Source organism: Shimia sp. R10_1, from assembly GCF_017744095.1.
Taxonomy (GTDB): Bacteria; Pseudomonadota; Alphaproteobacteria; order Rhodobacterales; family Rhodobacteraceae; genus Shimia.
Genome location: NZ_JAGHQX010000029.1, coordinates 1 through 2,093 on the forward strand (window position 1 = coordinate 1; position 2,093 = coordinate 2,093).

3 protein-coding genes are annotated in these 2,093 nt (G+C 51.9%); all 3 read left to right on the top strand.

Annotated features, from left to right (window positions below):
• Positions 1-425 (top strand): tyrosine-type recombinase/integrase (locus J7413_RS20355; RefSeq protein WP_209101843.1); only part of this gene is annotated, 425 nt, incomplete at its 5' end.
• A complete protein-coding gene (locus tag J7413_RS20360) occupies positions 422-1,069 on the top strand; it encodes a hypothetical protein (protein ID WP_209101845.1) in 648 nt (215 codons plus the stop codon). The genes J7413_RS20355 and J7413_RS20360, both read left to right, overlap by 4 nt.
• A gap of 387 nt (positions 1,070-1,456) precedes the next feature.
• The gene (locus J7413_RS20365) at positions 1,457-1,999 is read left to right on the top strand and encodes a hypothetical protein (protein WP_209101847.1); all 543 of its coding nucleotides are present in this window, start codon (positions 1,457-1,459) and stop codon (positions 1,997-1,999) included.
• Positions 2,000-2,093: the final 94 nt, after the last annotated feature.

Below are 2,093 nucleotides of genomic sequence, written 5' to 3' on the forward strand. Positions count from 1 at the left end.
TGGACTTCCAGGAGCGCCTTTGGATCTGTCCGGCTGCGCGGATGAAAACCAGCGAAGAACACCGTGTTCCGCTCACTGATGAGATGCTTGCCATTATTCGGCCGCTGCGAGACATGCAGTCTGAATATGTGTTTGAGGGGCAAAAGCGTCATCAGCCACTATCGAATATGTCGATGCTCATGCTTTTGCGTCGGATGAAAGTGGAAGGGGTGACGGTCCATGGTTTTAGATCGACGTTCCGTGATTGGGCGGCGGAAGAAGCCAATGCACCGCGTGAAGTCGCTGAAAAGAGTTTGGCACATACTGTGGGATCTGATGTTGAGCGGGCGTATGCGCGTTCTGACTTGTTGGAGAAGCGTAGAGATCTGATGCGCCTGTGGTCGCAATACGTAACTTCTCGGAGCACTTCTGGGCGGACCGTATGACTGAGATTCATTTGAACGAACCGGAACTATTGTCCCTAGAATTGTTCCGCGTTGCTCTAAGTGAGCCGACTAAGGAGGCTCGGTTGCATGCCATCGATGTTATGCGGCATGAGGTGAGCGGTTTGAGCCTAGAGAGCTTTCCGATCTTCAAGAAGGGGGATGGACAGCAGCAAAACAGCCCCGACTTCGTTCATTGGGTTGCAGAGACCTCTGCCGACAGAAGGGAAGCGGCGCACCAAAATGCTGACATTGCCCAACGCTATCAAAAGAAGAACGAAAGGAAGCTGAATGTTGCTGAGTACATTGGCAAGCATGTTTGGCAGACCATTCAGGAGCAAAGGTACCAAGGCGTCCAAGTCCCAGGTGGTACATTGGAACAAGTTCGGAATGTTGCGCGTGAATTGGGTGTGACTGGAGCCAAGGACGAAGACACCGTTCGTAAAATCTGGAAAAGCTACCGTGGGGTGGTGCATCTGGGAATTGCCATGGACTTTTGCGAAGACCACCCTCGCTCTGGCCTACATGTCCTTCATGTGGCTGAGAGAATCCGACAAGGGCTATCCAAACACTGCCCTAAAGGAACGAGCAAACCGTACATTGAACCAAGCGAGCAGATTTCTTTTCTATATATATCAGAGTGTTGAGGTCCCCGGTTGTGAAATCGGGGACTGCTGCGCGCATTTCCTCGGAGGCATTTCATTCGTTGTAACTCAAGACAACGGAAGGAAAGTCAACCTTGTCGAACCTGTTCAAAAACGACCGTTGCTACGTGTTGGGAGATTCTGAGCTAGAACTGCTTGGTGATCGTGAGAAGCTTGCGCAGTGGCGCCACGAGAGGCAGGGGCCAGTCTATTATAAGCTGGGCCGTAAGATCATATATCGGGGTTCTGATCTTAACGCATGGGTTGAGGCCAACCGCGTCGACCCACGTAAGCGCGTCGACCCATGTAAGAATGGATCAACCGTATGACGGCCCCGGAAATCTTAAGTTCTATGATTGGCGTTGGGCGCAGCGAGACTGGTAGAATGCGATGAGCCGGTCATACACAGGTATAAAGCTCAAGAAAAATCGCGTCTATTCTGGCGCAGATCTTCAGCGCATCTTTGACGTGAGCGCCAACACCATTTCCAATTGGGTCAAAGCTGGCCTCAAAGACTCTGACGGCAAGCGCCCATATCTGTTTCGCGGCGGGCGCGTAATGGAGTTTCTAAAGGCTCGACGGGATCGCACAAAGACAAAGCTCCTCTTTGGTGAATTCAAGTGCGGCGTTTGCAAATCCGCAGTGTTTCCTGAAGTTGAATCTCTGGAGGTCAGGCCAGCTAAGAATGGCGCCCCGATGGGTATGGGTGTCTGTTCGGAGTGCAGCGGGCACATTCGTAAATTCGTTTCCGAGGCCGATTTAGAAGTTTTTGCGCTGCTGGCCGATCCAAATACCACCGTGGACTCGTTACGCGAAGGAATGAGGGTAGATCGCGGTGGTATTTGTAGTTCCGAGGAAAAACTTGCACGTCCATGGTATGGTATTAATGATCGCCTACTTTGGACGTGTCGCGGTTTGATGCCGCTCCTTTGATAGCATTTACTGCAACAAAGGAGACGAACTATGGGACTGAAACGGACTGACGAGTTCCGCGCTGATGCTGTACGGATTGCGCTGACCAGCGGGC

What these genes read in the sequence shown, in the direction of transcription:
- J7413_RS20360 (WP_209101845.1), top strand. Translation starts at nt 422, where the DNA reads ATGACTGAGATTCATTTGAACGAACCGGAACTATTGTCCCTAGAATTG.
- J7413_RS20365 (WP_209101847.1), top strand. Translation starts at nt 1,457, where the DNA reads ATGAGCCGGTCATACACAGGTATAAAGCTCAAGAAAAATCGCGTCTAT.